Consider the following 25,704-nt stretch of genomic DNA (forward strand, 5'->3'; position numbering starts at 1 on the left):
AAATAATTATTTATTATTAACAGCTTCTTTTAGAGTTTTACCTGCTTTAAATACTGGAGCTTTTGATGCTGGTATTTTAATAACTTCATCAGGTTTTCTAGGATTTCTTCCTTCTCTAGCTTTTCTGTCTCTTGTTTCAAATGTTCCAAATCCAACAAGTTGAACTTTTTCTTCTTTTTGTAGAGATTCTGTTACTGTTTCAATAAATGCATTTAAAGCTCTTTCAGCTTCAACTTTTTTAAGTCCACTTTTTTCTGAGATATTAACTAATAATTCTGATTTATTCATATATCCTCCTTATAAATCAATCTTAATCTTATTCTGCTTAACTCTAAGTTAGATTATACATATAAAATTTATATATTTCAAGCAAAAATCAAATAAAAAGCTTGATATTTGAGTTTTTTATAAGATTTTTTAAATATTTATCATATTCATTTTTTAAATAAATTTTCTTTGCGTCAATTAACAAATCATTTTCATTTTGATTAACAGAATTTATCATCGAAATTATGTATGAATCTTTATATTTAAAAATTTTGCTAATTTGATCAGCTTTTTTTAATGATGATTCTTTTAATAAAAAATCATCATTATAAACAAAGTCTGACCTGTATATATCATAATTTCTAACTTTAGAATTTAGATATTTTTTAAAATCTTGTGAGTTTTTTATATTGGCTCTTATTTTTATTGCCTCTGATTCGTTATCAAAAATTAAACAATCATACTTATATTTTTTCTGTAAATATTTATTTTCTTTAAAATAATCAACTATTTCAGAGTCCTTAGTATCATCATTAGAAAAGTAATAATCCATATGCTTTTTTCTAATTGAATCCATGTATGATATTTCATCAAACTCATCTTCATCAGCCCCAAATGATTTCACATTTTCAATTAGTGAATCTTTGGACATAGATTTTTTTGACAAATCTTCTATTACTTCCAAGCTATCATTTTTGGTTATCTTAACCTTATTCTTTCTTAAATCATTTATCATTATTTGATCTTGAACTAAAGAGTCTAAAAGTTCAGATTCTAATCTTTCATAATTAGTAAGGCCATTTTTAGTCTTCTTATCAAGATAGTTATTACCGTATTTTTTTAAATAAAATTTTTGATAATAACTTAACTCTTTCTCATAAAGATTTTTTGAAATTGCCTGTCCATCAACATAAGCTACATTATTTTTTTTATCAATTTTAGATGAACAAGATCCTAAGATTAAACAAAACAGACTAATTATTGCTATTATTGTTTTCTTTTGTATTAGAACTTTCTGTATTCTTTTCATCTTTATTTAAATCAGATGTTTTTGCGTCTTTTTTTGCATCTTTCTTTTGAGGACCATCTTCTGTAACTACATTGGCTTTATTAAATAAATCTGTTAAGTAATCAGCATATTTTTTATCGTTTAAAGCTTTTGAAATTTCTTCTTTTAACGCATCAGGATTATCTTTTTTATCTTCAACCTTAATTATATGATAGCCATATGATGTTTTTACAGGATCTGAAATCTCACCTTTTTTCATAGAAAAGGCTTTATCAGCAAATTCTTTTACCATTTTATCTTTAGTGAAGTATCCTAAATCCCCACCTTTAGCAGAATTAGCTGTATCCTTTGAATATTCTTTTGCAAGTTTTGCAAAGTCTTCTCCATCATCTAATTTTTTCTTAACTTCTTTAGCTGTATTTTCATCTTCAACTAAGATATGGCTAGCTTTTACTTGAGATAAAGTATCCTTATGCTCATCATAATATTTCTTAATATCTTTATCGCTTACTGGGTTTTTCTTTTCAAACCATTCTCTATGTTTTTGATAAATCTGATCTTTTTTTATAGTTTCCTTAAATTTATCACTGCTCATATTATAATCTTCAAGCATTTTATCAAATTTTTCTTGACCACCAAATTGTTGAATATATTGTAAAAATTTATCATTTAGCTCTTTATCATCAACTTTTACGTCATTTTTTTTCATATCATCTGCTATAAGCTTATCTTGAATAAGCATTTGAACAATAGAAGGTTTTAATTGTTGTTGGCTAGCAAGCATAGCAGAATAAAAACTCATTTCATCTTTATAAGATTCTTTAGAAATCTTTTCTCCACCAACAACTGCAACTGCATCTTTAGGTAAATCTTCTTTCTTAGCAGATTCTGATGTTTGAGTTTCATTTGATCCCTTGTCATTTTTATCCTTAGCATTATCGTTAGCACAAGCACTAAACAAAAAGCTTGTAGCTAAAACTAAGGCTATAATTTTTTTATTCATTATTTCTCCTTAATATTTTTAATAACTTTTAATAATTCGTAGCAATCTATCAATTTTGTATTCTTATTAGGCAACTTAAAGGCAGGATTCTCCGATAAATCAAAGGCTAATTCACCTTTATAATCTTCATTTATTTGAGATAATTCTTCAAAAGAAAACTTATTTCTATCATTAAATGAAATTCTTATCTCGCCATTAACTTCTCGTATTTGATCAAATCCCAATTTATCAGCCATAGATTTAATTAATGATACATACATAATATTATCAACCATTACCGGAATATCCCCATACCTATCAATTAAATCTTCAACTAATAAACTATAATCTTCCAAATCTTCAATACTTGATATTCTCTTATACATTTGAATTTTTTGGCTAGGATCTTCGATATAAGATTCTGGTATAAATGCATCAATTTTTATATCTATATAAACATCATTAAATTTAATTGAGTCAATATCTTTTCCACTAGCCTTATCAATAGCTTGTTGCAAAAATTTTACATATAAATCATATCCAATGGCCTCAACTTGACCACTTTGACTTTCACCTAATATATTTCCAGCACCCCTAAGCTCTAAATCTCTCATAGCAATTTTATATCCACTACCAAAGTCAGAAAAATCTTTAATAGATTTAAGTCTCTTCTCACCTATTTCAGTCAAAACTTTTCCTTTAGCATATGTAAAATATGCGTAAGAGGATCTGGATGATCGGCCTATTCTACCTTTTAATTGATAAAGTTGACTTAGTCCCATCATGTCAGAATCATAAACTATAATTGTGTTTACATTTTGTATATCCATTCCTGTTTCTATTATCGTAGTTGCAAGCAAAATATCAATTTCACCACTAACAAAATCTTCCATAATTTTTTCTAGACTTTTCGCAGACATTTGTCCATGAGCTATCTCTATTTTTGCATCTGGAACTAATAATTTTAAATGATTATAAAGTTTATCAATATTATAAACCCTATTGTATACAAAATAAACCTGACCATCCCTATCAAGCTCTTTTTCAATAGCCCTTTTTATAATAGAAAAATCATACTCCAAAACGTAAGTATTTACAGGTTGTCTTCTTTCTGGAGGTTCATCCAAAGTTGACATATCCCTAATTCCTGTAAGTGACATTTGCAAAGTTCTTGGGATTGGAGTTGCAGATAAGGTTAAAACATCTATATTTTCTTTTAATTTTTTTAATTTATCTTTGTGCCTAACTCCAAATCTTTGCTCTTCATCAATAATTAAAAGACCTAATTTTTTAAATTTAATATCCTCTGACAGTAATCTATGAGTACCAACTATAATATCAATTTTTTCCGATTTTAAATTGTGAATATATTTTTCTTGATCTTTTTTACTTACAAATCTTGATAACATAGCACAATCTATAGGAAAGTCTTTAAACCTTTCTTGCATAGTTTTAAAATGTTGACGGGCAAGTATAGTGGTAGGAACTAAAAAACAAACTTGGTATCCATCCATGACAGCTTTAAAGGCAGCTCTCAAGGCGACTTCTGTTTTACCATAACCTACATCCCCACAAAGTAACCTATCCATGGGTTTAATATCTTCCATATCATTTTTTATTTCATCTATAGACCTTAATTGACTATCAGTTTCTTCATAAATAAAAGAATCTTCAAATTCCTTTTGCCAAGGTGTATCTTTTGCAAAAGCATGGCCTCTTGCTTTAGATCTTTTAGCATATAATTCAACCAAATCATCGGCTATCTCATCAACAGCTTTTTTGGCCCTTTGCTTAGCCTTTTTCCATTGATTACTACCTAAAGATGAAATTTTAGGTTTATCACCCTTATTCCCAATATATTTACTAACCAAATCCATTTGGTCAACAGGTACAAATACCTTATCATTACCTTGATATTCTATTACAAAATAATCCTTTTTAGTATTATTGACCTCAATCTGGCTAATTCCCTTGTAGATGCCAATGCCATTATTTTCATGAACAACATAATCGCCTATTTCTATATCAGAATAATTAATTATATCTCTAGCATCTAGGGCTTTATTTTTTCTTTTCTTGTTTTTATGTTTTTCTTTTCCAAAAATATCCCTATGTGTATAGGTATTTATCTTGTAATTAGTAAATATATATCCTCTAGAAAGACTCTTATCGCTTAAATATACATTATTTTTATCATCTTCAATTTCAAAATCCAAGCTATAATTAACTATTTCATTTTCATCAAAAATTTCTTTAATATTTTCTAAAGATTTTTTGTCTGATGCAAATATATATGCTTTCTCATTATTTTTTATAAGAGTTTTTATATTATCTACAAAATTACTTATGTTCCTATTAAAATTTTCTTGTTCTATGGATTTTAATTCAATAATTTTCTTTGCCCTAATAAAATCATTATTTTTCAATAGGCTTGATGAATTTATAATGGGATAAGATTTAATATTTTTATAAATTTCATCTATATTAATTTTAATGTTTTTAAAAGTAGAAAAAACCTCTCCATTGTCCATCTGATTTGCTAAATCTAGATTAAACTTATCCATAATGTCATTAAAATTATCAATAGACCTATTTAAATCTTCAAATACAAAAATAGAATCTTTCTTTATATAATCAAAAAAATCATCAAAATTATCAGCTCTATAGGGACTTATTAAATCATCATTAGATATATATAAATTGTCCTTTAAGTAAGATACAATTTGACTATACTTGTCCTTTAACTTAGACATTCCTAGATTATCTGACAAACTATCTATATCTTTATCAATTAATTTAATTGATTTTTCATAATCAGATTTTTCATAAATAAGCTCCTTAGTTGGTCTTACCAAAATCTCATCAATATTTTCTAAAGATCTTTGACTATCTTTATCAAAAAATCTAATAGAGTCAATTTCTGTATCAAATAATTCTATTCTAATCGGATTTTCATATTCTATTGGCCAAAAATCAATTATTGACCCTCTTATAGAAAATTCTCCCTTAGATTCAACTAATTTTGTAAAATCATAGTTTAACTCTATGAAAGAATTTTTAATTTCTTTAATATCAATTTCATTATCTATATCTATTTTAAAAGACTTCTCTTCAAATATTTTTTTGGGTGTTAGTTTATTTCTTAGTGCATCTAAACTTGTCGTAATTATAAAATTATCATTTCCTATAATTCTAATTAACACTTCAAGTCGTAAAATCTGATTATTATTTTCTAGGTTTTTAATGTTATAGTAATTTATTTCTGTTGAAGGAAAATACATACACTTATCTTCTACTATAGAATTAATATCCTCACACATTACTTGTGCTTTTTTTTCATTTTCACAAATAATAACTATAGTTTTATTTGTGTATTTAAAAATTGTAGAAAATATATGCGCTTTACTTTGATCAGTTAATCCATGTAAAAAGACAGGTGAAATTTTAGTATAATTATCTATTATTTCCCTAACCTGGCTGATGTTATAAATTTCTTTCAAAAGATTAGTCATTATCTTCAACTAACCTTTTTGCATTATATATACTCATTGTTTTATCAATGCCTTCTTCAAGAATCATTTCAATGGCATCACTTAAAAGCATAACTTCCTCTTCTATTATTTTTGCTTCTTTTTTTGAAAATCCACTTAGAACAAAATTTGCTAAATCCATATACTCTGGCTTTTTGCCAACAGCAACTTTTATTCTAGGAAAATCATCAAATTGAAGATTATAAATAATTGATTTCATTCCATTATGAGTACCAGCTGAACCTTTTTTTCTTATCCTAATTGAGCCAAAGTCTATGTCTATATCGTCATATATAACAATTAATTTATCGTGGTCAAAATCAAAATAATTAAATATTTCTCTTATGGCTTCACCTGAATTGTTCATATAAGTTTGAGGCTTTACAAGCATAACTTTATGGCCAGAAATTACTCCCTGGCCAATTAAAGATTTAAATTTAATTTTTCTTACATCAATATTATATTTTCTAGCTAAATAATCTATACTTATAAAGCCAGCGTTATGTCTTGTATTCTCATACTGCATTCCAGGATTGCCCAAGCCTACAATATAATACATATCCTATATCTCGTCATCAAACAAACCACTGATTGATTCGTTCGTATTTATTCTGTGTATAGCCTCAGCTAATAAAGGAGCTATTGACATTTGTTTTATTTTTCCAATTTTTTTATTTTCAGGAATTTTAATGGTATCTGTAATTACAACTTCTTTTACGCATGCATTTTCTAATTTTTTACATGCATCCCCACTTAATACTCCATGAGTTGCAGCTATCGATACATCTTTAGCACCATGATCTTTTAAATAATTTGCAGCATTACATATAGTTCCAGCGGTATCAATCATGTCATCTACTAATATGCAGTGTTTACCTTCAAAGTCCCCAATAACATTCATTACTTCTGATACATTTGGTCTTGGACGTCTTTTTTCAATTATTGCTATTGTTAATTTTAAAGAATCTGCAAAGTTTCTTGCTCTTGTAACCCCTCCTAAATCAGGACTTACAACAACATACTCATCTGGATTGTTATAGGCTTCTTTAAAATGAGAAGATAGTAATTTAACAGCTGAAAAATGATCTACTGGTATATCAAAATATCCTTGGATTTGTCCAGCGTGAAGATCCATTGTTATTACTCTATCAGCCCCAGATACTGTAATTAAATTAGCCACAAGTTTTGCACTAATTGGTTCTCTTCCTCTTGTTTTTCTATCTTGTCTTGCATATCCATAATAAGGAACTATAACATTGACATATTTTGCAGAAGCTCTTCTACAAGCATCTGTCATTATAAGTAATTCCATAAGATTATCATTTGTAGGATAAGAAGTTGGTTGAATTATATAGACATCCTTACCTCTAACAGCTTCATTTATTTTTATATTTATTTCGCTATCAGCAAATTTTTTGACTTCAACTTTACCTAATTCAAGACCTAAGGATTTAGCAACTGCTTTTGCTAAATCTGGATTTGAATTTCCTGCAAATAATATCATTTCTCCCCTATTAATATGTGCTGAACTTGTAGATTCACTCATTTTTATTTTTGCTCCTTTAATTTTTCTAAATCTCTTTTTTTCTTTTTTTCAACGTATCCAGGTATATTTTTTTGCTCTGCTCTTTCTATTGAAAGTACACCTTCATCAACATCTTTAGTGATAGTTGATCCTGCAGCAATATACCCTTCTTTTTTTACATGAACTGGTGCTACTATATTAGAATTAGATCCTATAAATGCACTATCTTCTATTTTTGACCTATGTTTAAATTTACCATCATAATTTACAAAAATTACTCCACATCCTATATTTATATCTTTTCCGAGATCACAATCTCCAATATATGCAAGATGCCCAGCTTTTGTACCATCATCAACATTGGCATTTTTCACTTCAACAAAGTTTCCAATATGAACATTTTTTCCTAATTTAGCCTTAGGTCTTAAATGTGAAAATGGTCCTATGTCAGTTCCTTGATCAACAAAAGATTTTTCAATTACAGAATTATCGATTTTAACATTATCTTTGATTATAGAATCTTCGATTCTTGTAGATCCCTCTATAATACAATTTTCTCCAATCTCTGTATCTCCTAAAATTTTACAAGGTCCTGAGATTATTGTATCTTTTCCAATCTTTACACCTTTTTCAATATTTACTATACTAGGATTTTCGATAATTACACCATTTAGCATATGATAATCGTTAATTCTTTCTCTTAATAATTTAGCAGCATTAGCTAATTCTTTTTTATTATTAATACCATAAAATTGATCAGGATTATCAGCTACAAAAGATTCAACTTTTTTGCCTTCATTGTTCAAAATCTCAATACAATCTGTTAGGTAATATTCATTAGAATTATTATTTGTATCTATTTTTTTCAAGGATTCTTTTAAATCTTTTCCTTTAAAAGCATAGATGCCAACATTGATTTCATTAACTTTTTTCTCATCTATACTTGCATCTTTTTCTTCTACAATTTTTTGGAATTTATTATTTTTTCTAATAATTCTTCCATATCCAGTTGGATTATCAATTTTTGTAGACATAACAGTAAGATTATTATTATTTTCTTTATGAAAATTTATAAAATCCTCTAAAGACTTTTTTGTTATAAGTGGAATATCACCATTTAAAATAAGACAATCATCATTTTCATTAATTAAATCAACCGCCATACTAACAGCATAAGCTGTACCATAAGGAAAATCATCCCCTATTTTTTGTTCCTTTATTTCAAGGTTAGGATATTTTTCTTCTAGTAATTTCTTGTTTTTTCCACCTATAATGATTGTTTTAGAATTTTCAAATGAGCAAGCATCAACTATATAAGTTATAAGCTCCCTATTTAAAATTTTAGTCATAACTTTAGAGGTATTAGATTTCATTCTAGTACCTTCTCCAGCTGCAAGTATTATATTTTTTAACATTTATACTCCTTATTCTGGTGCAACTTCTAAAGCAAGTGTCATCATTTGTGTATAAGCACTTTGCCTATTTTCTGCACTATCTGACTCATTAGAAACTAAGGAATCAGAAATTGTAAATACTCCCAAAGCCTTCTTTCCATATTTTCTTGCTACAGTAAAAAGACCATATGATTCCATTTCTACACATAAGACTCCATATTTTTGTAAGTTTTCAAATACTTTTTGATCCATATCATTATAAAATTGGTCTGAAGAATGTACTTGACCACAATGAGTAGTATATCCTAAATCTTGACTTTTTTTGTAAGCCTCTAATAGTAGATTAAAATCAGGTGTAGGTGAAAAATGAATATTGCCAAATAAATTATCATTAATTGAAGATTCACTACATGCACTAGTTGCAAGAACTATATCGTGTAATTTAATATTTTCTTGCATACTTCCAGCACTTCCAATTCTTATTATTGTATCAACATCATAGAAATTAAATAATTCATTGAAATATATCATTGATGATGGAATTCCCATTCCACTTCCCATAACTGAAACTCTTTTTCCTTTATAATATCCAGTATATCCGTACATACCCCTAGTTTGTGTAAATTGTTTTACATCTCCTAGAAAATTTTCTGCTATATATTTAGCTCTAAGAGGATCTCCTGGCATCAAAACAGTATTCGCTATTTCATCTTTACTTTTTGCTGAAATATGTGGTGTTGGTATTGTCATAATCACTCCTTATTAAATATTTCTAATAATATGATATCACTTTTTAAAATTTTTTAAAAATAAAAAGGCAAGTTAAAACTCGCCTTTAAAATTAATTAAATTTTTGTATATATTTTTTAGAAATTTCTTCTTTTGTAAAACCTAATTCTTTCTTTACATCTTTAAAGTTACCAGATATTCCAAACCTATCAATTGAAATATTTAAACCCTTATCTCCAGTAAATTCACTCCATCCAAATGAAGTAGCCATTTCAATAGAAACTCTGTTTTCAACTTCTTTTGGTAGAACTTTTTGTTTGTAATCATTATCTTGATTTCTAAATAATTCCATTGATGGCATAGATACAACTCTTACATCTATATTGGATTTTTTCAATTCTTCTTTTGTTTCTAAAGCTAATTCTACCTCGCTACCTGTTGCTATTAAGATACCATCTGGAGTTTCTTTATCAGAATCAGAGATTATATATGCTCCTTTAGAAATATCTTCTAAATCTTTAGTAGCTTCAAGATTTTTAACATTTTGACGTGTAAGTGCAATAACAACTGGTGAATCTTTGCTTTCTAATGCAATTTTCCAAGCAAGTCTAACCTCATTAGCATCTGCTGGCCTTAGCATAATTGTATTTGGAATGGATCTAATCATAGCTAATTGTTCTATTGGTTGATGTGTTGGTCCATCTTCTCCAACTGCAACTGAATCATGTGTTAATACATATGTTACAGGTATATGTGAAAGAGCAGAAATTCTAAGGCCTGCCTTCAAATAATCAGAGAATACAAAAAATGTTGATACATGATGGAATGTACCACCGTGAGCTACAATACCATTTGCAATAACACTCATTGCAAACTCTCTAACTCCATACCAAATATTTCTTCCTTCAGGATTTTTATCAGAAAATCTTTCACTATCTTTTATATCTGTCTTATTTGATGAGAATAAATCAGCACTTCCACCCCAGAAATTTTTAGTAACTTTAGCAAGGTCTTGAATTATTTCTCCACCAGATGCACGTGTAGCTAAACTATCATCTTCTGGAGAATATTTTTTAACTTGGTCTAACCAATTTTCTGGCAATTTCCTTTCAAATCCATTTATATACTCTTTATAATCTTCTGGATATTTTTCTTTATATTCATTTAATAAATTTTCCCAATCAGAATAGGCTTTTTCTCCATTTTTGATTATATTTTCTTTGAAAATATCGTAAACATCATCTGAAATATGGAAATCTTCATCTTGCCAATTGTATGCTTTTTTTGCCTCTACAAAATCCTCTTGACCTATTGGAGCACCATGAACCTTATTTGTTCCTTGGTTTTTAGATCCAAATCCTATAATTGTTTTTACTTCAATAAAAGTTGGTCCTTTTTTGTTCTTTTTTGCTGTTTCTATCGCTTTATAAATTTCTTCTAAATCATTCCCATCAGAAACTTTTATATAATTCCAATTTTGAGCTTTAACTCTTTGTTCAATATTTTCAGAAAATGATGTATTTAAATTTCCGTCAAGACAAATATCATTTGAGTCATGTAGGATAATTAATTTATTTAAATTTAAGTGACCAGCAAGTGACATAGCTTCATATGAAATACCTTCCATAAGATCTCCATCACCACAAATTGCATATGTGTAATGGTCTACAATATTAAAATCTTTCTTGTTATATAATGAAGCAAGGTGTTTTTCAGCTATTGCAAAACCTACTGCATTTGCAACTCCTTGCCCTAAAGGTCCTGTTGTTACTTCAATGCCGTCAGTATGTTTTCTTTCAGGATGGCCTGGAGTTTTTGATCCAATTTGTCTGAATTTTTTTAAATCTTCAATACTCAAATCATATCCAGATAAGTGTAATAGGGAGTATAGCATAGAAGAACCGTGACCTGCAGATAGAACAAACCTATCTCTATTATGCCAATCGCTTTTTTTAGGATTTACATTCATTACCTTATTCCATAAAACATAGGCCATAGGACTTACTCCCATAGGAAGACCTGGGTGTCCACTATTTGCTTTTTCAATTTGTGCTATTGATAAGCATCTAAGGGCATTTACTGCCTTTTTATCTATTTCATTAAACATTAATTTTTCTCCTCTATTTCTGTAATTTTTTCTACTCTATTGCTGTGTCTTCCGCCTTCAAACTTTGTATTTGCAAAAACTTCCACAATCATTTTAGCTACTTCAGATCCTATAACCCTAGATCCAAAACATAAAACATTACAATTATTGTGGGCTCTAGACATTTTTGCTGAAAATACATCAGATACACAAGCTGCTCTTATTCCCTTAAATTTATTCGCAGCAAGGCTCATTCCAATTCCTGTTCCACAAATTAAAATAGCAAAATCAGCTTGATTTGCTAAAACTTTTTCACAAGCTTCTTTGGCAAAATCTGGATAATCACAAGAATCCTCTGTGTATGTTCCAATTTTTTCTACTTCATGACCAAGCTCTAAAAGCTTTTCTTCAACGCTATCAACAAGATCAATTCCACCATGATCATTACCTATTATATATTTCATTAATAACCTCTCTAATTATTGTTTATAAATAAAGATTATCATTTTATAACTTCTGTGTCAATTTATGAAATTTTCTAAATTTTAAATTAATTTATAAATGGTTATCAAACTTTAATTATGGTATAATATTTTAATGATATAAGCTTATTTTAAAAAGGAGAATCAATGTTTGAATTTAATATAAATGATCATAAATATAAAAATATACACATGATAGGAATTGGTGGAATATCAATGAGTGGTATTGCAATCTTATTAAAAAACAATGGTTATAATGTCACAGGATCTGATTTATCTGTTTCTGAAACAAGTAGACACTTGGATAAAAATGGTATAGATTATGTAATTGGTCAAAAAAAAGAAAATATTAAAAACCCAGATTTGGTAATCTATACCGATGCTATCTCTGATAATAATGAAGAATTAATTGCGGCAAGATCCCTTGGAGTTCCTGTTGTAACTAGAGGAGTATTTTTGGGCGGCTTAATGAAAAATTACAAAAACTCTATTGCTGTTTCAGGCTCTCATGGAAAAAGTACAACAACAAGTATGATTTCAAAAATTCTTATGAATTCAACAAAAAATCCTACAATTTTATTAGGAGGAGACTTAGATGAGATTGAAGGAAATGTTCATGTTGGTAATGAAGAAATTCTTGTAACCGAGGCTTGTGAATACAAAGGAAATATTAGATACTATTATCCTTCTATAGGAATTATTTTAAATATAGATGAAGACCACCTTGATTATTATAAGGATTTAAATGATATTATTGAAACTTTTAAAAGTTATTTAAAAAATCAAGATGAAAATTCTAAAACTATTTTAAATTTAAATGAAGAAAATAATAAGCTAGTTATTGATTCTGTTCAAGGAGAATTGATTACTTATGGTCAAGAAAATCCAGATGCTGATTATAATGCGACTAACATTACTTTTGATGAGGATGGAAAACCTAGATTTGATTTAATAATGAAAGACGGAAGTACTGTGCATTTTGAACTATCCATCTTAGGTAGACATAATATTAATAATGCGTGTGCTGCAATAATTTCTACCTTAGAAAGTGGAGTTGATATTGAAACAATAAAAAATAGCATTCAATCTTACAAAGGACTTGAAAGAAGAATGCAGTTATTAGGAAATATTGATGGTTGCAAAATTATATTAGATTATGGTCATCACCCTTCAGAGATTCAAGTAAATTTAAGTGCCTTAGCAGAACATACCAAGGGTAGATTAATATGCGTTTGGCAGCCACACACTTATACAAGAACAAAAAGGTTATTTAATGAATTTGTAAATTGTTTTGATGATGCTGATGAGGTAATCATTACTGATATTTTTGCAGCTAGAGAACCTTTTGATACATCAATATCAAGTAAAGACATTGTTGATGCCTTAGTAAAAAAAGGAAAAAGTGCAAAATATCTTCCAACTTTTGACCAAGTTAAAGAATATGTACTTTCAGATATAAAAGAAAATGATCAAGTTATTGTAACAGGTAGTGGAGATTCAGATCATTTAGCTAAAATGATAGCTGGTATTTCTGAATAAAAAAATAGCAAGATAAAATAATTATCTTGCTATTTTTTGTTTTATTTTTTTGTAGTTATTTTAATTTTTTTACCATCACATTTTATACTTATATCTCCATCCTTATCTGTTCTAAGAATTTTAATATTTTTATCATTTAAAATTTTTAAAACTCTACTTGATGGGTGGCCATATCTATTATTTTTTCCTACAGAAATAACTGCTAACTTAGGGTCAACTTCTTTTAAAAATTGCTTAGAAGTTGAGTATTTACTACCGTGATGGCCTAGCATTAGCACATCACTTTTTAGGTTAAATCCACTATATATTAATTGATCTTCAACATTTGTGCTAGCATCTGCTGGAAATAAGAAAGACATATTACCATATCTTAACTTTACAACAATAGAATTATCATTATCTACGCCTTTTTTATATTCATTTGGCCATAATATTTGTATATTAGCATCTGAAATATTAAATTCATCTCCTTTTTTGGGATAAACTATATTAGCATTAGATTTTTTCAAACTTTTTTTAAAAGACTTATATATTTTTGTATCTTTTTTATAATTAGGGCACAAAACATTTGAAACTTCATAATTTTCAAGAATTGATATTAGGCCTGCAATATGATCTTCGTCATAATGGCTAGCTATCATATAGTCAATTTTCTTTACATTTTTATTTTTTATAAAATTATAATAATATGAACTATTTGATCTGTTCCCCCCATCTATTAAAAGAGTCTTATCATTTGATTTTATTAAAACTGCATTTCCCTGACCTACGTCTATGTAATTAATTTCTAGTTCTTGTAAATTTTTATGCCCTTTATCCTCTTTAGTATTTATTAAAAGAAATATAAATATAAGTGATAGAAATATAATTAGAATATTTTTTATTTTTGCTCTCATCACTCTATCCCTACAGAAATAGCTATGGCTGCATCTATTTTTAACATTATGGACTTATCAAAAGATCCTATTTTATCCCTAAGTCTTCTTTTATCAATTGTTCTTAATTGTTCTAATAATGCCACGCTATTTTTAGGAAGACCAAATTTATTTCCACTTAAGGTAACGTGAGTCGGCAATTTAGATTTTTTTAGTTGACTAGTTACTGGAACTACAATAATAGTAGGAGAGTATTTGTTTCCCATATCATTTTGAACAACAATAACAGGCCTAACACCTCCTTGCTCACTTCCTACAACTGGAGAAAGGTCAGCATAAAATAAATCTCCTCTTTTAACTTTCATTTCTATCTCCTATAATTTTATTGTTAGCCTTATAAATTCTAGGAACTCTATTTGAAATTGATGTCATCAACTCATAAGCTATAGTATGTATTTTATTTGCTTCTTTATAGATATCAGGATATAAGGTAATATAATCACCAATTTTACAATCTATTCCACTTACATCTACCATTATCTGATCCATACAAACTCTTCCCACAACTTTTGCTATTTTTCCATTAACCAAAACTTCTCCTATATTGGAAAATGATCTTTTAAAACCATCAGCATAACCAATAGAAACAGTTGCAACTTTTATATCTTTTGGAGCAATATAAGTTCTACCATAAGATATGCTTGTGCCCTTTCTAACATCTTTTATAAAAGAAATTTGAGCTTTAAATTCAAAAGCTTGACATAATTTTATCTTCGATATTTCTCTTATATAATCCGAAGGATAAATTCCATATATGCCAATACCAAGTCTTAGTAAATCGGATTTTAAATTATACTCCATAGAAGCTGCTGTATTTGATATATGCACTAACTTTAAATCAAAATCATCTTTTATTTTTTCTATTATGTATGTAAATTTTTGGTATTGAATTTTAGTGTATGTTAAATCTTTTTCATCTGCAGTGGCAAAATGAGAAAATGCTCCTATAAAATTCAGCTTTTTTAATTTTTTTAATTCTTTTATTTTCTCTATTTCAAAATCTCTAAAGCCTAGTCTAGTATGACCAGTATCTAGAAGTATATGGCAATTTATTGGATCAAGTATGCTTTCATTTATTTTTCTTGCATAATCTAAGTCATATATTCCAACGTCTATATTAAGGCTAGAACATTCCTTGTATTTATCTATAGGCAAATATCCAAGAATCAATATTGGTTTATCTATCCCATTTTCTCTTAAATATTTTGCCTCTTTAAATTGAGCTACCGCTATGTAATCTATTTGATCATTAATGTATTTGGCAATTTCTAAAGCGCCTAGACCATATCCATCTGCCTTTAAAACTGCACAAATTTTTGAATTTATCGATTTTTCTTTTATTAATTTAATATTATTTAATATTTTATCTAAATCTACTAACAAATAATTTTCTTGCATTTTAACACCTCATTAACCTGTAGGCTTTTGGTAAATTTTCTATAATATCACTAGCAATTAAAGAATCTTCACAATTATTTTTTGCGTAAATATCTCCAGCTAAACCATGCATATAAACTGAAAAAACAGCAGCCTCAAAGGTATCCATAAGACAAAGATTAGAAAGTAATATCCCGGTAAGCACATCACCACTTCCAGCTGTCGCCATACCAGAGTTTCCTGAACTATTTATGTATAATCTATTTCCATCTGTTACGATTGTATTTTTTCCCTTTAAAACCAAAATAACTTTATGTTTTTTTGCAAAATCAACTGCTACTTTTTCCCTATTTTTTTTAATATATGATAATGGAAGTCTTGAAATTCTTGAAAATTCCATTTCGTGTGGTGTTAAGACTATATTTTCTTTTCCATTAATTATATGAATATCATTTTTAAGAGAGTTAAGTCCATCAGCATCAATAACAATTTTATTATGGTAATTATCTAAAATTGCTTTAACTAATTGATTTAAATCCTTTCCTTTGCCCATACCTGGTCCAATAGCTATTGCATCTTTATCTTTGCTTAAGTCTAAAATTTTATCTACTATATTTATTTCATTATAAAAATAATCACAATCTACTTCTTCTATTATACTTTCTGTTGACTTTATTTGTAAAATATCTGAAATTGATGAAGGACATATTATATATGAAAGTCCAGCACCTGACCTTAGTGAAGCGAGTGATGACATATAAACGGAACCTGCCATTCCTTTTTTGCCACCAATTACGGCAACTTTTCCAAAATCTCCCTTATGACCAAACTCTGGCCTTTTTTTTATTAAATTTTTTATGTCATTGTCTATTTTAAAAATTTCATCATTTTTTGTACAAACAGCTACAGCGTAATTTCCATCATGACTTATGCTAAGAGAAGCTTTTGATTTTTTACCATTTATATATATTTCTGGCTTATTATTTATGTGTTTAATTTCAATTTTTTTTCTTAATATGTAGGCTAAATTAAGGTTGTAAGCCTTAATTATAGCTTCTTTTGCTGCAAATATACCAGCAAAAGTTTGAATAGAATTTTCTTTTTTTCTAGAATAATGAATTTCATTATCAGTAAATATTTTACTATCAAAATTATTTTTTTCTAATTTATTTTTTAATTTTTCTATATTTACTATATCTATTCCTATCATTTTCTTTTCCTTAAACTATCGAAGGCTAGTTTTGAATTTTTCATTATTTCTTCTATATCTAAATTAACAAATTTTTTATTATCATATACCAATTCGCCATTTATTATTACATATGAAACATCAGTATCAAATGTTGAATATGATAATGATGATATAAGGTTATTTTGTGGAGTATGGTTTGGGTTATTTAAATCAATCAAAATAATATCTGCTAACTTTCCTTCTTCTAAACTACCAGTTTCTTTGTCTATGCCTAGAGCTTTTGCCCCATTAATTGTTGCCATTTTCAAAACATCATAGGCTCTTAAATTTTTGGGATCCTTATACTTAGACACTAAGGATGCTATTGAAATTTCTTTTAGCATGGATAAATTATTATTACTCGCTGAAGAATCTGTTCCAATAGCTAAGTTAATTCCTTTATTAATAACTCTGGTGCAATCTAAGAATCCTGATGATAGTTTTAAGTTACTTGAAGGATTATGGACTACAGAAACATCATATTTTGACAAGATTTCTAAATCCCTATCAGATAAGTGGACCCCATGAGCTGCAATTGTTTTATTTTCAAATATACCACATTCTTCAAAAACTTCTGTTGGACTTTGGCCAAATCTTTTTATGCAGTCATCATTTTCAATTTTTGTTTCAGATAGGTGGATATGAATTGGAATATTATATTTTTTAGAAACTTTGGATATTTCTTTCAAATAGTTTTTATCTGTTGTATAAACAGCATGAGGACCTAAAGCAATATTTATTCTTCCATCTTGACTATTTTCATATTTTTTATAAAGATCAATATTTTCTCTAATTTTAGAAAAATTTTCATCTTCAAGAGTTAATCCTCTTGAAATTTGTGCTCTCATTTTAGATTTCTCTAAAGCTTCTATAGTTTGATCTTCGTAGTAATACATATCCGCAAAAGTTGTTGTTCCTGTCATTATCATTTCAGCTTGTGATAATAAAGAAGCCCAGTAAACATCTTTTTCAGTTAACTTATCTTCTAGTGGCCATATTTTATTATTTAGCCAATCCATAAGTTCAACATCATCACTATAGTTTCTAAATAAACTCATCCCAACGTGGGTATGGGCATTTATAAAGCCTGGCATAGCAAGAAAATTTTCTCCATCGATTTTTTTATCATATGAAAATCCAATTTTCTCCTTACTTATTTTTTTTATTTTTCTATCTTCTATATAAATATTTCCATTTTTTATTACTTCCCCATCTGCCATTGTGAGGATTTTAACATTTTCAATTAATATATTCATAATAAATAAGAGCAGCACAAGGCCTGCTCTTAAATTTCTCCTATTCTTTCTTTCAACAATGCATTTACTTGTTGTGGATTGGCTTTTCCTTTGGTTTTTTTCATACATTGACCCACCAAAAATCCAAAGGCCCTATCTTTACCATTTTTAATATCTTCAACAGATTGTTGGTTTTCTTCTAAGACTTCTTTGACAATATCTTCTAAGAAATTTTCATCAGAAATTTGAAGTAAGTTTCTTTCTTTTGAAAGCTTTTCAGGATCTTCATTTGATTCAAAGATTTCTCTTAATAGTTTCTTACCAACATTATTATTTATTTTATTATCTAAAACTAAATTAATTAACTTAGCAAAATTTTCAATAGATAAATTCATTTGATCTGCTTCAATTTCACTTTCATTAAGTCTTCTAGATAATTCTGTTAGTATCCAATTTGAAACTTCTTTAGGATTTTTTACTATTTCATTTGTTTTTTCAAATAAATCAGCTAATTTCCTATCATTTGACAAAAGACCTGCATCATAATCTGAAAGTTTGTATTCTTTAATATACCTTTTTGCTTTTGCTTCTGGTAATTCTGGTAAATTATTCTTTATTTCATCAATAAATTCTTTGCTTAGTTCAATCCTTGGAATATCTGCTTCTATAGAAAATCTATAGTCATTTGCAGTTTCTTTTGTTCTCATAGAAATTGTAGATTGAGAATCATCGTCCCATCTTCTTGTTTCCTTTACAGATTTTTCTCCATTTTCTAGCATTTTTTTGTGCCTATCAGTTTCAAATAATAAGGCATCTTCGATGGCTTTTATAGAGTTTAAGTTCTTAATCTCTGAAATTGCAGTTCTTTCGCCTGTTTCAAGATTTTCTAAGTTTATATTTACATCACAACGCATTTGACCTTCTGCCATTATACAATCTGACACGTCTAAAAATCTTAGAGTTTGGGCTAATTTTTCTACAAATTCTTTAGCTTGTTTGGCTGATTTCATATCTGGCTCAGTTACAATTTCTATTAGTGGAAGACCTGCCCTATTATAGTCCATTAGGGTGTTGTTATTCTCATCGTGATTTGACTTTGCTGTATCTTCTTCCATATGAATTGAATTTAACCTTATTTCATCTCCATCACTTAAAATAATATGGCCACCGATAGCATAAGGTTCATCTTGTTGAGTTATTTGATATCCCTTTACAAGATCTGGGTAGAAATATTTTTTTCTATCCATTTTCATACTTTGTCTAATTTCACAATCTAAAGCTAGACCTGCTTTTATTGCATATCTTACAGCTTCCTTATTTATCAAAGGTAAAGTTCCTGGATGACCTAAACAAATTGGACATGTATTTGTATTTGGTACAGCACCGAATTCATTTTTACAGGAACAAAACATTTTTGTTTTTGTAGATAATTCTACGTGAATTTCTAATCCTATAATAGTTCTAGTCTTCATTTATTTTCCTTTCGAAAGTTTCACAAGCATTTATAATATCATTATCTTTAAACCTATCTCCAATAATTTGAATACTTCCAGATATTCCCTTTCTAACTGGAATAGATACTCCACAAAATCCAGTTAAATTGACACAAACATTAAAAATATCTGAAGTAAAGTCCTTTAAAGGATCATCAACATATATTCCTAATTTAGATGGTAAATCTACAGTAGTTGGTGTTATCAAAAGATCATAATTTTTGAAGATTTCTTTAAATTCTTCAACGATTAATGTCCTTAACTTTAATCCTTGTTTATAAATTCTTTGATCATCTTCGCTTGAAAGATACATTGTTCCAAGAGCTATTCTTCTTTGAACATTTTCTCCAAAGCCTTCTGACCTATTTTTAATAAATAATTCTTCAACATTTTTGTATTCATCAGTTTGATGACCAAATCTTATACCATCAAATCTTGATAGGTTGCTTGAAACTTCTGAACTCATTACTACATTATAAACTTCATTTGCATATTTAGAATATTTTAAATCAATAGGAATAATTTCAGCTCCCAATTCTTTTAAAATTTCTATTGCGTGTTTATAATCATCTTCAACTTCTTTATCTAAATTATAAATATTATTTTCATTTTTGATAACTGCAATTTTCTTTCCTGAAAAATCAAAATTTTCTTCATTATATTCATATTTTTCAAGACAGGATGTCATATCAAATTTATCTGGAGATTGACATGTGTTAGCTATTGTTCTTAAATCTTTTACGTCTTTAGCAAAAAATGATACTTGGTCCAAACTATTAGCCATTGAAACAACTCCAGACCTGCTCATCAAAGAATATGTTGGTTTATATCCTATAATATTGCAATAACTTGCAGGTTGTCTTACTGATCCACCAGTATCTGTTCCAAGTGATACTAGTACATCTCCTTTTGCAACACTTACCGCTGAGCCTGAAGAAGATCCACCCGGAATTAAATTTTCATCTAAGGGATTTTTTATTGGACCAAAGTATGATGTTTCTCCTGATCCTCCCATTGCAAATTCATCCATATTTGTTTTTGCAATAATAATCGCATCTTCCTTTAAAAGATTTTCGACTACTTTTGCATTGAAAACAGGATTAAAATCTTCTAGCATTTTTGAAGCACAGGTCATTTTCATATTTTTGTAAGAAATGTTGTCTTTTACGCTAACTGCTATTCCAAATAATGAACCTAATTCTTCTTTATTTTTTAATTTTTCATCTAAATACTTTGCCCTTTCTAAACTATCTTTCTCATTTATAGAAATATAGGCATTGTATTGGTCATTTTTTATCTTATCTAAGATGTTTTTTGTATTTTCATATACTGAAATCTCATTATTTTTAAATTTATTAATTGTTTCTTTAATATCCATACTTGCTCCTTAAAGTTTCCAATCCAACCTAAAATAACCATATTCGGTATCTTTAGCATTTTTTAGAGCATCTTCTCTATCAAGAGATTTTCCTGGTACATCTTCTCTTAAAATAGCCTTGTGATTGTCTAACATTTCAGTCATTTTCACATCTTTGCAATCAACATCAAAAATATGGTCAATAAAATCTAAAATCTTATTATACTTATTAGAAATTAATTCTACATCTTGGTTAGATAAATCAAGATTTGCTAGTTTATAAATTCTAAAAACTTCATTTTTATCCATTTAATCCTCCTCTAAATTTTTTATAAATTCAAATAATTCTTCATTTTCTAAAATTTTTATACCTAACTGGTCTGCTTTTTCTTTTTTACTTCCTGGTTTCTCTCCACATAAAACAAGATCTGTATTTTTAGAAACAGAAGAAGAAACATCTCCTTTATGGTCTAGTATAAGTTTCTTAATATCATTTCTTTTGTAATTTTCAATACTGCCAGTAATTACAATCTTCATCCCTTCTAAGGAGTTAGATACTTCACTTTCTTCGATTTCTTTAATTTTAATACCTTTTTCAAGTAATTTATCTATTGACTCTTTTATATTTTTATCATTAAAAAATTCAACTATATCATGAGATGTTTTTTCGCCAATATCTTCTACTTCAACTAAGTTATCTTCTTTAGCATTTCTTAAATTTTCTAAAGATTTATATTTCTCAGATAAGTCTCTTGCCGTTTTGACACCAACATTTGGTATGCCAATGGCATAAATAAAGTGATTTAAGTCGCATTTCTTACTATTTTCTATAGCCTGCAACAAGTTATTTGTCTTTTTTTCTTTAAATGATTCCAAGTTTATTAAATCTTCATATTTTAAATCATATAAATCATAAATCTCTTTAATATCTAGCTCATTGATAAATAATTCAACAGTTTTTTCAGATAAACCTTCTATATCCATTGCATCTCTAGATGCAAAATGTACCATCCTTGCCTTTAATTGAGGGGTACAAGAAATAGAGTTTGGACAATAAATATGAACATTTCCCTCAATCAATTCGCTGTGACAATAAGGACACTTTGTTGGCTTTTTAATTTCTACTGTATTTTCTTGGTTTTCATCAACAACTCCCAAAATTTCAGGGATTACATCATTAGACCTTCTTATAAATACTTGTGATCCAATCTTTACTTTCTTTCTTAAAATATCATCATAATTATTTAAGGTTGCTCTTTGTACCGTAACTCCCGAAAAATCTACAGGCTCCAAAATTGCTGATGGGGTAACTTTTCCTGTTCTTCCTACATTCCAAACAACATCTAAAAGTTTTGTTGTGTATTCTTCAGGATCATACTTATAAGCTATTGACCATCTTGGAAATTTATTTGTGTAGCCCAAAACTTTCTGCGTTTTAACATCATTTACCTTTATAACTACCCCATCTGTCAAAACATCAATATGATGTCTTTCTTCTTTTATATAATCAATTTCTTTAACTATTTCATCAAAATTTTTAATTAATTTTTTGTAAGGGTACACTGGTAATTTTTGTTCTTTTAAAAAATTCAACTTATCTTCTTCAGTTTTAAAATCTAAAGAGTTAGTAGAAATTTGATAAAAATAAGCCTTTAAATTTCTTTTTCTAGTTTGACTAGTATCTAGGTTCCTAATAGCACCCGCAGCTGCATTTCTTGCGTTTTTTAATGGAATTTCATTTTCTTCGTTATATTTTTTAAGGCTTGATAAGGGCATAACGGCTTCTCCTTGAATTTCAAGCAGAGACTTTTCTTTTATCTTTGTTGGAATGGTTGGAATTGTTAAAACTTGTTTTGTAACATCTTCTCCAACAATACCGTTACCCCTAGTTGATGCTGTTTTTAATAATCCATTCTCATAGGTTAAGTTTATAGTTAGACCATCAAATTTATATTCTGTAAGAAATTCTAATTTCTCTAACTTATCATCATGACTATTATTATATTGGTCTCTTAATTTCTTAGTCCTTATAATCCAATCTTTTAACTGATCTATGTTTTGAGATTTATCTTGGGAATATAGTCTTGTAATATGAAAGTGCTTTTCAAACTTATCTAAGATTGTTCCCCCAACTCTTTGAGTTGGAGAAAAAGCATTGATATAGCCAGTAGAATTCTCAAGTTCTCTAAGCTCGTCGTATAACTTATCATATTCACCATCAGAAACTATAGGTTCATCTAAGGTATAATATTGATAATTTAATTCATTAATCTTATCTATTAATTCATCTATTTTTATTTTATCTTTGCTATCCATCTTATATCCTTTTTATTGGTGCATAATCTTGATTAAGTTTTTTCAATCCTTTTTTATCAAAGGCTACAACAAGTTCATTGCCATCATCAGATTTTTTTATTTGAACTATCATGCCTTCTCCCCATTTAGTGTGGACTATTTTATCCCCAATACTAAATTCCTCTTTTGATGATTGCTTAACAGTGTTTTTCTTCAAAACACTTTCTCTTGCCTTATCTCTCATATAAGCCTCGTTACTTCTCATCTTTACATAAGGAGAGTAGGCTGAAGTTTTGTCTTGGTCAATTTGCTTTATAGATGATTTTATTTCACTTAAGAACCTAGAAGGCTTATAATATACAGCCTGACCAAATTGTCTTCTTATTTCAGCACTAGATAAATACAATTTTTCCATAGCCCTTGTAATAGCAACATAGCATAGTCTTCTTTCTTCTTCGATGTTTCCCTCATCTATAGATCTTTTTGATGGAAATAATCCATCATCCATCCCAACAACAAAACATACCTTAAATTCAAGCCCCTTTGCAGAGTGGATTGTCATTAAGGATATTGAATCATCACTTTCTTCTGTTTTATCAAGGTCTGATAAAAGAGATAAATTTTCTAGATAGTCGTGTATATTATCATCAGGATTATTTGATTCGTATTCTGCTGCTGAAGAAATAAATTCATTTAAATTGTCAATTCTCGACCTATTTTCAACAGAATAAGATTCTTCTAAAGCTTTTATATATCCACTCTTATCTAAAACTTCTTCGATCAAATCAACTATTTTATAATCCTTATAATTATCAAAGATTTCAGATAGGGGGTTATAGAATTTTTCACACGAAGTTTTTAACTTAGTAGGAAGATTAGAAAATAGAGAAGGATCGCAAACAAGCTCTGTTAATGAAAAGCCCAGTTTACTTGCTTCTTTTTCTAAATTCTCAATAGTTTTATTTCCAATTCCCTTTTTTGGCTCATTAATAATCCTTTTTAAGCTTATATCATCTTTAGGATTAACTAGAACTTTAAGATAAGAAATTAAATCTTTTATTTCCTTTCTATCATAAAACTTAAGACCACCTACAACCTTATAATCTAAAAGATTTTTCATAAGATATTCTTCAAAAATTCTTGACTGAGCATTCATCCTATATAAAATCGCCATATCTTTTAACTTATATCCATCATTTAGTAAAGAATTAATTTCGTCTATTACAAATTTTCCTTCTTCTGATTCTACTGATGATTTCTTGTACAAAACTTCAGATCCATCATTTTGAGATGTCCATAAATTTTTATCTTTTCTTTCAGTGTTATTTCTTATAAGTTTATTTGCTACATTTATAATATTAGAAGTTGACCTATAATTTTGTTCAAGTTTTATAGTTTTAGCATTTTTAAAATCTTTTTCAAAATCTAAAATGTTATTAATGTCAGCTCCTCTAAAACTATAAATTGATTGGTCTGCATCTCCAACTACCGTTATGTTATTGTGTAATTTTCCTATTGCCTTTATTAATTCGTATTGGCTCTTATTGGTATCTTGATACTCATCCACATATACATACTCAAACTTATTTTGATAATATTTTAAAGTATCAGGGTCAATTGCAAATAAATCCAATGTTTTTAAGATTAAATCATCAAAGTCTAAAGAATTATATTCAAATTTCTTTTTTTCATAATTTTTGTATATCTTATAATATTCTTCTTGTTTGGCATAGAAAGTGTTTATATTTAAAAACTCCTCTGGACTTATAGATTTATTTTTACAAAAGCTAATTACATTTAAAGCTTCTTTTGGGCTTATTTCATCCTTGTAATTTAAATCTTTAATTATTTCTTTTACCAAAGTTTTTTGATCATTTGTATCGTATATGGTGAAATTATTGTCATATCCAATTTTGTTAATATTCATCCTAAGTATTCTTGCACAAATGGAGTGAAATGTACCAATCCATAAGTGAGAAACATCTTCATTTAAAAGATTTGATATTCTTTCTTTCATTTCATTTGCAGCCTTATTAGTAAAGGTAATAGCCAATATATTAGTTGGATTTACAAATTTTTCCTTAATCAAATAAGAAATACTAGTTGTTAGAACTCTTGTTTTTCCACTACCAGCTCCTGCAACTACAAGTAAAGGTCCTTTCTCATGTAAAACTGCTTCTTTTTGTTTATCATTTAAATTAGATAAGTCCATCATTCACTTCCTTTCATCCTATTAAT

The 25,704-nt window shown here is 28.1% G+C and carries 21 protein-coding genes; 1 reads left to right on the forward strand and 20 read right to left on the reverse strand.

Going from position 1 to position 25,704, the window contains the following annotated elements:
* Window positions 1–6: 6 nt before the first annotated feature.
* From CJ192_RS02410 to rpiB, 10 genes are all read right to left on the reverse strand, one after another.
* Window positions 7–288, reverse strand: coding sequence for an HU family DNA-binding protein (locus CJ192_RS02410; protein ID WP_004813313.1), 282 nt, complete (start codon window positions 286–288; stop codon window positions 7–9).
* Window positions 289–376: 88 nt separating this feature from the next.
* Window positions 377–1,297, reverse strand: coding sequence for a SurA N-terminal domain-containing protein (locus tag CJ192_RS02415; RefSeq protein WP_102197630.1), 921 nt, complete (start codon window positions 1,295–1,297; stop codon window positions 377–379).
* On the reverse strand, window positions 1,242–2,279 hold the full coding sequence (locus tag CJ192_RS02420) for a peptidylprolyl isomerase (protein WP_102197631.1): 1,038 nt from the start codon (window positions 2,277–2,279) through the stop codon (window positions 1,242–1,244). The genes CJ192_RS02415 and CJ192_RS02420 overlap by 56 nt, the downstream gene beginning before the upstream one ends.
* Window positions 2,279–5,770, reverse strand: coding sequence for a transcription-repair coupling factor (gene mfd / locus CJ192_RS02425; protein WP_102197632.1), 3,492 nt, complete (start codon window positions 5,768–5,770; stop codon window positions 2,279–2,281). Before mfd ends, CJ192_RS02420 begins: the two co-directional genes overlap by 1 nt.
* A complete protein-coding gene (gene pth / locus CJ192_RS02430; protein WP_102197633.1) occupies window positions 5,763–6,347 on the reverse strand; it encodes an aminoacyl-tRNA hydrolase in 585 nt (194 codons plus the stop codon). Before pth ends, mfd begins: the two co-directional genes overlap by 8 nt.
* A gap of 3 nt (window positions 6,348–6,350) precedes the next feature.
* Window positions 6,351–7,334: a ribose-phosphate diphosphokinase gene (locus tag CJ192_RS02435; protein ID WP_102197634.1), complete on the reverse strand. Its 984-nt coding sequence runs from the start codon at window positions 7,332–7,334 to the stop codon at window positions 6,351–6,353.
* A 2-nt stretch (window positions 7,335–7,336) separates the two neighbouring features.
* Window positions 7,337–8,728 carry a bifunctional UDP-N-acetylglucosamine diphosphorylase/glucosamine-1-phosphate N-acetyltransferase GlmU gene (gene glmU / locus CJ192_RS02440; RefSeq protein WP_102197635.1) on the reverse strand — a complete coding sequence of 464 codons (1,392 nt, stop codon included), beginning with the start codon at window positions 8,726–8,728 and terminating at the stop codon, window positions 7,337–7,339.
* A 9-nt stretch (window positions 8,729–8,737) separates the two neighbouring features.
* Entirely contained in the window at window positions 8,738–9,457 is a 720-nt protein-coding gene (gene deoD, locus CJ192_RS02445) for a purine-nucleoside phosphorylase (protein ID WP_102197636.1), read from the reverse strand.
* 91 nt (window positions 9,458–9,548) lie between these two features.
* Window positions 9,549–11,543, reverse strand: a complete 1,995-nt coding sequence (gene tkt / locus CJ192_RS02450) for a transketolase (protein ID WP_102197637.1) — start codon at window positions 11,541–11,543, stop codon at window positions 9,549–9,551.
* Window positions 11,543–11,986 carry a ribose 5-phosphate isomerase B gene (gene rpiB, locus CJ192_RS02455; RefSeq protein ID WP_102197638.1) on the reverse strand — a complete coding sequence of 148 codons (444 nt, stop codon included), beginning with the start codon at window positions 11,984–11,986 and terminating at the stop codon, window positions 11,543–11,545. The genes tkt and rpiB overlap by 1 nt, the downstream gene beginning before the upstream one ends.
* 165 nt (window positions 11,987–12,151) lie before the next feature.
* Between rpiB and murC the strand changes: the two genes are divergently transcribed.
* The gene (gene murC / locus CJ192_RS02460; protein WP_102197639.1) at window positions 12,152–13,543 is read left to right on the forward strand and encodes a UDP-N-acetylmuramate--L-alanine ligase; all 1,392 of its coding nucleotides are present in this window, start codon (window positions 12,152–12,154) and stop codon (window positions 13,541–13,543) included.
* Between the two features lie 41 nt (window positions 13,544–13,584).
* Here the strand turns inward: murC and CJ192_RS02465 are convergent, their stop codons facing one another.
* From CJ192_RS02465 to CJ192_RS02510, 10 genes are read right to left on the reverse strand one after another with little or no spacing between them, the layout of a single operon-like run.
* Complete coding sequence (locus tag CJ192_RS02465) at window positions 13,585–14,439, reverse strand: ComEC/Rec2 family competence protein (protein WP_102197640.1); 855 nt, start codon at window positions 14,437–14,439, stop codon at window positions 13,585–13,587.
* The gene (locus CJ192_RS02470) at window positions 14,439–14,783 is read right to left on the reverse strand and encodes a type II toxin-antitoxin system PemK/MazF family toxin (RefSeq protein ID WP_004816686.1); all 345 of its coding nucleotides are present in this window, start codon (window positions 14,781–14,783) and stop codon (window positions 14,439–14,441) included. The genes CJ192_RS02465 and CJ192_RS02470 overlap by 1 nt, the downstream gene beginning before the upstream one ends.
* Window positions 14,773–15,876 (reverse strand): alanine racemase, encoded by a 1,104-nt coding sequence (gene alr, locus CJ192_RS02475; protein ID WP_102197641.1) that lies wholly within the window; start codon window positions 15,874–15,876, stop codon window positions 14,773–14,775. Before alr ends, CJ192_RS02470 begins: the two co-directional genes overlap by 11 nt.
* A gap of 1 nt (window position 15,877) precedes the next feature.
* Window positions 15,878–17,065, reverse strand: a complete 1,188-nt coding sequence (locus CJ192_RS02480) for an NAD(P)H-hydrate dehydratase (RefSeq protein WP_102197642.1) — start codon at window positions 17,063–17,065, stop codon at window positions 15,878–15,880.
* On the reverse strand, window positions 17,062–18,342 hold the full coding sequence (locus CJ192_RS02485; protein WP_102197711.1) for an amidohydrolase: 1,281 nt from the start codon (window positions 18,340–18,342) through the stop codon (window positions 17,062–17,064). The genes CJ192_RS02480 and CJ192_RS02485 overlap by 4 nt, the downstream gene beginning before the upstream one ends.
* A gap of 29 nt (window positions 18,343–18,371) precedes the next feature.
* Window positions 18,372–19,793, reverse strand: coding sequence for an Asp-tRNA(Asn)/Glu-tRNA(Gln) amidotransferase subunit GatB (gene gatB / locus CJ192_RS02490; RefSeq protein WP_004813281.1), 1,422 nt, complete (start codon window positions 19,791–19,793; stop codon window positions 18,372–18,374).
* Window positions 19,783–21,192: an Asp-tRNA(Asn)/Glu-tRNA(Gln) amidotransferase subunit GatA gene (gene gatA / locus CJ192_RS02495; RefSeq protein ID WP_102197643.1), complete on the reverse strand. Its 1,410-nt coding sequence runs from the start codon at window positions 21,190–21,192 to the stop codon at window positions 19,783–19,785. Before gatA ends, gatB begins: the two co-directional genes overlap by 11 nt.
* A 9-nt stretch (window positions 21,193–21,201) precedes the next feature.
* On the reverse strand, window positions 21,202–21,480 hold the full coding sequence (gatC, locus tag CJ192_RS02500) for an Asp-tRNA(Asn)/Glu-tRNA(Gln) amidotransferase subunit GatC (RefSeq protein WP_102197644.1): 279 nt from the start codon (window positions 21,478–21,480) through the stop codon (window positions 21,202–21,204).
* Window positions 21,481–23,487: an NAD-dependent DNA ligase LigA gene (ligA, locus tag CJ192_RS02505; protein ID WP_102197645.1), complete on the reverse strand. Its 2,007-nt coding sequence runs from the start codon at window positions 23,485–23,487 to the stop codon at window positions 21,481–21,483.
* Window position 23,488: 1 nt separating this feature from the next.
* Window positions 23,489–25,678, reverse strand: coding sequence for an ATP-dependent helicase (locus CJ192_RS02510; RefSeq protein ID WP_102197712.1), 2,190 nt, complete (start codon window positions 25,676–25,678; stop codon window positions 23,489–23,491).
* Between the last annotated feature and the right edge of the window lie 26 nt (window positions 25,679–25,704).

It is taken from the genome of Anaerococcus hydrogenalis, assembly GCF_002871895.1.
Classification (GTDB): domain Bacteria; phylum Bacillota; class Clostridia; order Tissierellales; family Peptoniphilaceae; genus Anaerococcus; species Anaerococcus hydrogenalis.

Excerpts from the sequence above, each read along its gene's own strand:
- CJ192_RS02410 (WP_004813313.1), bottom strand. The coding sequence starts at position 288 with ATGAATAAATCAGAATTATTAGTTAATATCTCAGAAAAAAGTGGACTT.
- CJ192_RS02415 (WP_102197630.1), bottom strand. The coding sequence starts at position 1,297 with ATGAAAAGAATACAGAAAGTTCTAATACAAAAGAAAACAATAATAGCA.
- CJ192_RS02420 (WP_102197631.1), bottom strand. The coding sequence starts at position 2,279 with ATGAATAAAAAAATTATAGCCTTAGTTTTAGCTACAAGCTTTTTGTTT.
- mfd (WP_102197632.1), bottom strand. The coding sequence starts at position 5,770 with ATGACTAATCTTTTGAAAGAAATTTATAACATCAGCCAGGTTAGGGAA.
- pth (WP_102197633.1), bottom strand. The coding sequence starts at position 6,347 with ATGTATTATATTGTAGGCTTGGGCAATCCTGGAATGCAGTATGAGAAT.
- CJ192_RS02435 (WP_102197634.1), bottom strand. The coding sequence starts at position 7,334 with ATGAGTGAATCTACAAGTTCAGCACATATTAATAGGGGAGAAATGATA.
- glmU (WP_102197635.1), bottom strand. The coding sequence starts at position 8,728 with ATGTTAAAAAATATAATACTTGCAGCTGGAGAAGGTACTAGAATGAAA.
- deoD (WP_102197636.1), bottom strand. The coding sequence starts at position 9,457 with ATGACAATACCAACACCACATATTTCAGCAAAAAGTAAAGATGAAATA.
- tkt (WP_102197637.1), bottom strand. The coding sequence starts at position 11,543 with ATGTTTAATGAAATAGATAAAAAGGCAGTAAATGCCCTTAGATGCTTA.
- rpiB (WP_102197638.1), bottom strand. The coding sequence starts at position 11,986 with ATGAAATATATAATAGGTAATGATCATGGTGGAATTGATCTTGTTGAT.
- murC (WP_102197639.1), top strand. The coding sequence starts at position 12,152 with ATGTTTGAATTTAATATAAATGATCATAAATATAAAAATATACACATG.
- CJ192_RS02465 (WP_102197640.1), bottom strand. The coding sequence starts at position 14,439 with ATGAGAGCAAAAATAAAAAATATTCTAATTATATTTCTATCACTTATA.
- CJ192_RS02470 (WP_004816686.1), bottom strand. The coding sequence starts at position 14,783 with ATGAAAGTTAAAAGAGGAGATTTATTTTATGCTGACCTTTCTCCAGTT.
- alr (WP_102197641.1), bottom strand. The coding sequence starts at position 15,876 with ATGCAAGAAAATTATTTGTTAGTAGATTTAGATAAAATATTAAATAAT.
- CJ192_RS02480 (WP_102197642.1), bottom strand. The coding sequence starts at position 17,065 with ATGATAGGAATAGATATAGTAAATATAGAAAAATTAAAAAATAAATTA.
- CJ192_RS02485 (WP_102197711.1), bottom strand. The coding sequence starts at position 18,342 with ATGAATATATTAATTGAAAATGTTAAAATCCTCACAATGGCAGATGGG.
- gatB (WP_004813281.1), bottom strand. The coding sequence starts at position 19,793 with ATGAAGACTAGAACTATTATAGGATTAGAAATTCACGTAGAATTATCT.
- gatA (WP_102197643.1), bottom strand. The coding sequence starts at position 21,192 with ATGGATATTAAAGAAACAATTAATAAATTTAAAAATAATGAGATTTCA.
- gatC (WP_102197644.1), bottom strand. The coding sequence starts at position 21,480 with ATGGATAAAAATGAAGTTTTTAGAATTTATAAACTAGCAAATCTTGAT.
- ligA (WP_102197645.1), bottom strand. The coding sequence starts at position 23,487 with ATGGATAGCAAAGATAAAATAAAAATAGATGAATTAATAGATAAGATT.
- CJ192_RS02510 (WP_102197712.1), bottom strand. The coding sequence starts at position 25,678 with ATGGACTTATCTAATTTAAATGATAAACAAAAAGAAGCAGTTTTACAT.